The sequence below is a fragment of the Polaribacter vadi genome, from assembly GCF_018861005.1.
Classification (GTDB): domain Bacteria; phylum Bacteroidota; class Bacteroidia; order Flavobacteriales; family Flavobacteriaceae; genus Polaribacter; species Polaribacter vadi_A.
In genome coordinates, this window is record NZ_JAHKQL010000031.1 from 400987 (window position 1) to 409133 (window position 8147).

General features: G+C 27.6%; 7 protein-coding genes. 1 reads left to right on the forward strand and 6 read right to left on the reverse strand.

The window, feature by feature from the left end; genetic code table 11:
* Nucleotides 1–33: 33 nt before the first annotated feature.
* Genes KO506_RS14740 through KO506_RS14750 form a run of 3 tightly spaced genes read right to left on the reverse strand, consistent with a single transcriptional unit; the run spans nucleotide 34 to nucleotide 2525 of the window.
* On the reverse strand, nucleotides 34–1440 hold the full coding sequence (locus KO506_RS14740; RefSeq protein WP_215995679.1) for a hypothetical protein: 1407 nt from the start codon (nucleotides 1438–1440) through the stop codon (nucleotides 34–36).
* Nucleotides 1421–1984, reverse strand: coding sequence for a hypothetical protein (locus KO506_RS14745; protein WP_215995680.1), 564 nt, complete (start codon nucleotides 1982–1984; stop codon nucleotides 1421–1423). Before KO506_RS14745 ends, KO506_RS14740 begins: the two co-directional genes overlap by 20 nt.
* On the reverse strand, nucleotides 1968–2525 hold the full coding sequence (locus KO506_RS14750) for an RNA polymerase sigma factor (protein WP_215995681.1): 558 nt from the start codon (nucleotides 2523–2525) through the stop codon (nucleotides 1968–1970). Before KO506_RS14750 ends, KO506_RS14745 begins: the two co-directional genes overlap by 17 nt.
* Before the next feature lie 177 nt (nucleotides 2526–2702).
* Here KO506_RS14750 and meaB point away from each other — a divergent pair, with 177 nt between their 5' ends.
* Nucleotides 2703–3794, forward strand: a complete 1092-nt coding sequence (gene meaB, locus KO506_RS14755) for a methylmalonyl Co-A mutase-associated GTPase MeaB (protein WP_215995682.1) — start codon at nucleotides 2703–2705, stop codon at nucleotides 3792–3794.
* A gap of 54 nt (nucleotides 3795–3848) precedes the next feature.
* Here the strand turns inward: meaB and KO506_RS14760 are convergent, their stop codons facing one another.
* The 3 genes from KO506_RS14760 to KO506_RS14770 all read right to left on the reverse strand — a co-directional run.
* A complete protein-coding gene (locus KO506_RS14760; protein ID WP_252726873.1) occupies nucleotides 3849–5120 on the reverse strand; it encodes a serine hydrolase domain-containing protein in 1272 nt (423 codons plus the stop codon).
* Entirely contained in the window at nucleotides 5053–7587 is a 2535-nt protein-coding gene (locus tag KO506_RS14765; protein ID WP_252726874.1) for a DUF559 domain-containing protein, read from the reverse strand. The genes KO506_RS14760 and KO506_RS14765 overlap by 68 nt, the downstream gene beginning before the upstream one ends.
* A 164-nt stretch (nucleotides 7588–7751) precedes the next feature.
* Nucleotides 7752–8147 (reverse strand): T9SS type A sorting domain-containing protein (locus KO506_RS14770; RefSeq protein ID WP_215995684.1); only part of this gene is annotated, 396 nt, incomplete at its 5' end.

The window sequence follows — 8147 nt, forward strand, 5'->3', positions numbered from 1 at the left end:
TTGTTAGAAGTTTGGTAAAAATATTAAATCAAATTACTTGATTAATATAGAACTATATTCAGATTTCAATACAAAAGTATTTTTAAGCATACTATTTATAATACCTGATTTAGTTATAAACGTATCAGAAGGTGTAATCAATTTATCAAAACTATTTGATATATTATCTAATTTACTTTTAACCAAATCAAAACCAAGTGAAGTTTTTACTTTATTAAGATTAATAATTACATTAGAATGACTTGTATTTAAAATAAGTTTACCAAAATTTAAATCTAATTCATTGATAAGTAACTCACCTAATTTATCTGTAATATTAGTATTTCTATCTATAACTTGAATTTCTACATTCGAAGAATTATTATTTAAAATTGAATTTTGAACAAAAGCTATTTTTGCATCTACAACATTATTTAAAGATAAATCACTAAAAAACAAACCATTAATAATTACTGGGGAATAACTAATTGTTAATTCCCCACCTTTTAAATTATTTGCAAAAAAAGAACCATATTTTACGTTACCACAGGCAACTGTATTTGGCAATTTCACTTTACAATGGCGTGTATTTAAATTAAAAGTAGCATCTTTTGGAACTTTTATTTCTAATCTTTTTTTAATGTTTATTTTCTTACCATTAATAATTAAATCTTCATCTTCTGAGTTAAAATGAAATTTCATTTTTTTAAGCTCTTTTTTTGCTTTTTCTAATTGCTTTTTAATTTCCTCTTTATCAACTTTTTGAAATTCCTCTTTTACCTTCTTTAATTCCACTCTCATTTTTTCTTTAGATTCCGCTAATTCTTTGCGCATTTTCTCTTTGTCTAAAGAAAGTTTCTTTTTAAGTTTTTCATATTCTTTAGTTTTCTTAAAAGCTTCCCATTCTTCTTTCGAGTTAATTTCTATGTCATAATCATCGTCTTTCCATCTGAATTCATATTTACCATCTTTACCCATATTTTTATCTAAATCATCAAAAATATTATCAAAACCTAGATCTAAATCAAAGTCGAAATCAAAATCCATATCAGGTAAAACTATAGTTTTCATTCCTGAAAAATCCACTTCTGGCATTTCAAAATCGAAATTCATATTATCAAAAAAAACAAAGTCGTTTTTAAAGTTAAAAGTATTATTTCCTTTAGAAGTAATTTTTACTTTTTTAGAATTTCCTAAAGCTTCAAAATTCCAGTCTTTAAAATACTTTTCTGCTTCTTCTTTAGAGATTCCTTCAATTTCTATAAAAGCCTCTACTTGAACTTCATTTTTGTTCCAAATTGTTACATTAATATCTGTATTCGATGCATTTATAGCAACTTCTACATCTTTATTAGTTTTAAAATTTTCTGTAAACTTTTTATCAAACTTTTGTGCAAATGTGGTTCCTAAAAAACCAATAGCAATAAAGGTGATAATATGTTTATATAAGCTGTGTTTCATTTTGTGTAGTATTTAAATTTTTAAGTTCTTTTAATTGCTTTTTTAAACGTTGTAAAAGCTGTAAGCGTAATTGTAAATTACGAATTAGTGCATCTATAGTTGCTTCATTAACCCCATTTGTATTGAGCTCTTTGGTTAATGTTTTGTATTCTTTTGTTAGTTCTGCAATCTTTAATAAATAGCCATCTACGATATCTTTATTTTCTTCGGATAAATCTAGTTGACTAATTTCTAGATTAATACTATTAATATAATAAGTTTCTATAGTATTAAATTCTGGTGATATATTACCTAAAGTTATCTCTTTAGTATTATTTTTTGTAGGAACTTCTTCCATATTTTCTGATGGATAAAACTGAATACCCAAACTAACCAACAATAAAATTGAAGCTGCTATTGATAGCCATAAAAAAGTTTTGTTTTTAGGTTTTGTTTGATGTAATTCTTGTTGTAATAAAGCTTCAAATTTATTACTATGTTTTTTTGATAATTCAATATTATCTCCTTTAAAATCTTTTAGTTTTTCTCTAATATCCTGCTGCATAATTCGTGTTTTTTAACTGTTCTTTCAATAACTTTTTACCTCTTAGTAAATGAGTTCTAGATGTATTTTCTGTTATATTTAAAACTTGTGATATTTCTTGATGATCATAACCTTCTAACAAATACAAGGTTAAAACCAATCTATATTTATCCTTTAAATTATTTATTTTTTCTACAACACCATCAATAGAAATACTGGAATCAACCTTCCAATCTTCCTCATCCTCTTTAGTGGTAACTTCATCATTTATTGATACTAATTCTAACTTCTTTTTCTTTAAATAATCGATACTTTGATTAATTACAATTCTTTTTAACCAAGCCCCAAAAGGCACTTCATTTTTATAACTATTTATATTTTTAAAAGCTTTTAAAAACGCTTCTTGCATTACATCTTCTGCCACACATTTATCGTTTACATATCTGTAAGATATTATAAACATTGCCTTACAATACAAATTATACAATTGCATTTGCGCTTTTGCATTATTGTCTTTGCATTGATCAATAATAGATTGATGTAGTTGTTTGGTTGAACTCATTAATACTTTCTTGCCTTATAGACGATACTTTTTTAGCTGTGTTGCAAAAAACATAAATTATTTTTTAATCGTTTAAAATTTACACAAAGTAAGTGGTTAGAAAAAATTTATTTACTTCACTAAAAATCGTAACCTCTTTGCATTTATTTTTTTTAAATTTACATAATACCTTTTACAATGAATAAAAAAAAATCTGCTTTGCAAGAAAAAAAAGGAGTTTCTCAACCAGAAACTACCAATTCTATAAGTGCAGAAAAAATAAAACTGAATAGAGCCAAGCAAAATTCTGTAGACGAATTTGTTTCCAAAATTTTAGAAGGCAATATTCCTTTTTTAAGCAGAGCCATTACTTTGGTAGAAAGCACAAATGCAAAACATCAAAAAAAAGCAAATGAGATTCTTAAACACTGTTTGCCTTACGCAAATAATTCTGTTAGAATAGGAATTACAGGAGTGCCTGGAGTTGGAAAAAGTACATTTATTGAAGTTTATGGAAAGTATTTAACCAATAAAGGCAAAAAAGTTGCTGTTTTAGCTGTAGACCCAAGTAGTTCTGTAAATAAAGGTGCAATTTTAGGTGATAAAACTAGAATGGAACAATTAGTTACTGATAAAAATGCTTTTATAAGACCTTCTGCTTCTGGTTCTTCTTTAGGTGGAGTTGCGCAAAAAACTAGAGAAACAATTATTTTATGCGAAGCTGCTGGTTTTGATACCATTTTGATAGAAACTGTTGGTGTTGGTCAATCTGAGACTTTGGTACATTCTATGGTCGATTTCTTTTTGCTTTTAAAATTATCTGGTGCAGGTGATGAATTGCAAGGTATAAAACGTGGAATTATAGAAATGGCAGATGCAATTGTAATCAATAAAGCTGATGGTGATAATGAAAAAAATGCCAAAATTGCAAAAGTAGAATTCAATAGAGCTTTGCATTTATATCCTTTAAAAGAAAACGATTGGCAACCCAAAGTACTTACTGCAAGTGCCTTAAATAATTTAGGAATTGATAAGGTTGATGAAATGATAACTAATTATATTTCTCTTATAAGAGAGAATAACCATTTTAACATCAAAAGAAAAAATCAAAATAAATATTGGCTTTTGGCTACAATTGAACAACAATTAAAAGATAATTTTTATAATAATGCCACAATAAAATTGGCTTTAGAAAAAGAAATAAAAAATTTAGAAGAAGGAAAAACCACACCTTTTAATGCTGCAAAAAATTTGATTAATTTGTCGAATTCAAAAGAAGAAACCCCATAAATATTTTTGATATTGTGAGTGAATTTTTCTTTTTAAGAAATTTTTGAGAGCTGATTAAACCTCTAAGTTTTTAGAAACAATCTCCTTAATTTTTCGGTTTAGATATTTTAAAGAATTGTAACTTGTATGTTCTAAAACAATAACTACTAAATCGTCTTCTAAATAATTGGTAAGTGCAGTACTAAAACCATTCCATTTGCCATAATGATAAATGTTTTTATCGTTATTTCTATCCAATCTAAAGCCAAATCCATAAGGTATTTTTTTTCCATAAATGGTTTCTCCTTTGGTATACATTAAATCTAAAGATTCTTTAGAAAGTAGTTGATTAGTATTTAAAGCATACGTCCATTTAAATAAATCTTCTGGAGTAGAATACACATTTTTATCGCCAACAATGGCATCATTTATCGTATTTCCAATTTTTAAATGTCGCCAACCTCTGTACAAACGATAGCCAATTAATTGGTTTTTTCTTATAGTATCATTCTGATAACTATACACATAGGTGTTTTTCATTTCTAAAGGATCGAAAATATTCTCTTTTAAAAATTTATTAAAAGGAACTCCAGAAACTTTTTCTACTATCGATGCTAAAACAAAATAACCTGTATTAGAATAATCGAAATTTCGACCAGGTTTAAAAAAACGTTGTGCTTTAGAAGTGGGTAATAATTGCATCAACTCTGTGTTTGTTGGTGGTCTATTTTCTTTCCATTCATGTTCTGCAACCCAAAAATATTTTGGTACCCCAGAAGTATGATTTAGTAAGTTTTTTATGGTGATATTTTTATAAGGAAAATTTGGAAAAAAAGTATTCACAGTATCAGTTAATTGAATTTTACCTCTTTCTTTTAAAAGCATTATTGCTGCTGCAGTAAACTGTTTGCTAACAGATGCTAATTGAAAAACAGACTCTTCTTTTAGTGGAATTTTCTTTCTAAAATCTGTATACCCAACTTGATTTTTATAGACTATTTTCTTGTTTTTAGCTACTAAAACAGAACCATGAAAATCGTGCCTTTTGTTAATTCGTTTTAATAAAGAATCTAATTTAAGGTTTACTTTTTTGGTAATTTCCTTTGGATAATAAGAAACAGGAACTGCAATTTTCTTTGCTACTTTTTCTACAACAAGCTTTTTAGGTACATGTTTATCCTTTTTTGGTGCATAAATTCCGTAAGCAAAAAAGCTAATGCTTAAAATTAATCCTAATAAAATTGATATTTTGATACCATATTCTCTCACAAATGCAAACTTAACTGATATTACTCCAAATTTTAGAAGATTTAGACATTTTAACAAAAGCTTTGTAAATAGGTTCATTTTCTTTACGAGAAAGATTAGCATCTTCTTGTAAAACATCAATAGCTGTATTTCTAGCTGAAACTAAAATTTGAGAATCTTTTACAACATCAGCAATTTTTAAATTTAAGACACCACTTTGTTGTGTACCCATTATATTTCCTGGTCCACGTAGTTTTAAATCAACTTCAGCAATTTTAAATCCGTCAGAAGTTTCTACCATTGTTTTTAAACGTGTTTTTGCTTCTGCAGAAAGTTTAAAACTCGATAATAAAATACAGTAACTTTGGTCTGCACCTCTACCTACTCTACCTCTTAATTGATGCAATTGACTTAACCCAAAACGTTCTGAACTCTCAATTATCATTACACTTGCATTAGGCACATTTACACCAACTTCTATTACAGTTGTTGCAACCATTATTTGTGTTTCTCCATTTACAAAACGCTGCATTTCATAATCTTTATCTGCAGGTTTCATTTTTCCATGAACAATACTTATTTGATATTTTGGTAACGGAAATTCTCGAGAAACACTTTCATAACCATCCATCAAATCTTTATAATCCATTGCTTCAGATTCTTGAATTAAAGGATAAACAATATATACCTGTCTACCTTTTGCAATTTCATCTTTCATAAATTTAAAAACAGATAATCTATTACTATCATATCTATGAACTGTCTTTACTTCTTTTCTTCCTGGTGGTAATTCATCTATCACAGAAATATCTAAATCTCCATATACAGACATGGCTAAAGTTCTTGGTATTGGTGTAGCTGTCATCACTAAAATGTGGGGTGGAAGAATAGCCCCTCCAACCTCCCCAGAAGGGAGGTTTTCCAATTCTTGCGTAATCTTCTTAATAGTAGAATCTACATTTCCAATTACTTCTTCATTTGTAAATCTGATTACCTTAAAACCTAATTCTTGTAGAATTTTTGTTCTTAAATTATCTGCTTCTTGTTGTTCTTTTGTATTATGATATTTACCATCAACTTCAATTATTAAGTTTTTTTCGATGCAAATAAAATCGACAATAAACTCATCAACAATATGTTGTCTTCTAAATTTAGAATCTAATTTTTTAATTCTCAATTGTTCCCAAAGAATTTGTTCAGCCTCAGTAGTTTTCTTTTTACGTTCCAATTGCAATTCTTTCATCAATTTATAAACTGATGGACGAGCAGTCATATATTTTTTGCGCAAAGATTGGACTCCTTCTCTTAGGGAAGGTTGGGATGGGCCTCCTTTAGACCAAAGTTTTGCTCTTTGTTTTACACCAAACCTATGTTGTTCATCTATAATGGCAATTCCTAAATTTTTAAATTTTACTTTATCTTCTAATATAGCGTGTGTACCTATTAAAATATGCAAAGTTCCGTCTTCTAATTTTTGATGGATTTCTCTTCGTTTCTTAGTTTTTACAGATCCTGTTAAAATATCTACATTAATATCCATTCCTTCTAACAGTTCAGAAACTGCCATAAAATGTTGATTTGCCAATATTTCTGTTGGTGCCATAATTGTAGCCTGAAACCCATTATCTAAAGCCAACAACATCGTTAATAAAGCTACAATAGTTTTTCCAGAACCAACATCACCTTGTAAAAGACGATTCATATGTGCACCAGAAGCTACATCTTTTCGAATTTCTTTAAGTACTCTTTTTTGTGCATTTGTTAAATTAAAAGGTAAATTATTTTTATAAAAACCATTAAAATAGTCACTCACATTTTCAAAAACAAAACCTTTTATTTTAGTTTTATTCACTAGTTTTTTTCGGACTAATTGCAATTGAATAAAAAATAACTCTTCAAATTTTAAACGATATTGTGCTTTAGCTAAATGCTCTTGATTTTTAGGAAAATGTAAATTTAAGAGTGCATCACGTTTTTGCATCAACTTAAAATCGTTAATAATTTCAACGGATAAACTTTCTTGAATTCCATCGTAAAATTGTTGTAATAAACTCTGAATATAATTTCGTATCAATTTATTTGATACTCCTGAATTGGTTAATTTTTCTGTGGATGGATATACAGGTTGCATTTTAGTTTGCAACTTTTTCTTGTATTCCTCAACCAATTCCATTTCTGGATGTGGAATACTAAAATTACCATTATAATGATTCAATTTACCATAAACCACATAAGGCACTCCAACTTTTAAGGAATCTTTTATCCATTTTTGACCTTTAAACCAAACCAATTCCATAGTTCCAGAAGTATCTTGAAAAGTAGCTACTAACCTACTTCCTCTTTTTTGTGCTACAGATTTTACATTAGTAATTTTACCTACAATTTGTACTTCAGATGAGTTAGGTTGCAAATCTTTTATTGCATAAAAAGCAGTTTTATCTATATATCGAAAAGGAAAAAAGTTAAGTAAATCATTGCAAGTTTTTACACCCAATTCTGTGTAAAACAAAGTTGCTCTTTGTACACTAACTCCTTTTATATATGTAATTGGATAATCTAAATTCAAGCTGATAAATATATGAATAACGAAAATACGTAAATCATTACATATTTTTATATTTCAAAAATTTTAAACAAAAAAAGAGAGCTGATAAATCAGCTCTCTTGGAATCAATAGTGTTAATTAATACCCCTAAAAATTATTCATACTATTGACTATTTTATAATTCATTATCTAAAAATAATTTTAGATGTTCCGTAATCAGTTTCTGGTGAAGTTACTTGTAATAACATAACACCTGTTTTAACTTTAAAGTTATAATCTAATTCATTTTTACCAGTATTTAACTGAGTTTTACTACTATAAATCACTTTACCAGTAATATCTGTTAGAGTTACAGTAGCTTCTGTATCAATTTCACTGAATAATAATAAGTTTACATTTCCTTTAGAAGGATTAGGATAAGCCATAAACTCATTTTCAAAGGTATCAATTTTTTCGATAACTTGACCCTCTTCAGCAACTTTTGTAAACTTTACATCAGAAATTTCTAAATCTAACTCAGTTGTGTTTGCTTCAACAGGTAAAAAAGTAAAGGTTAACATTGTTAAATCTTCTGCAGTTAA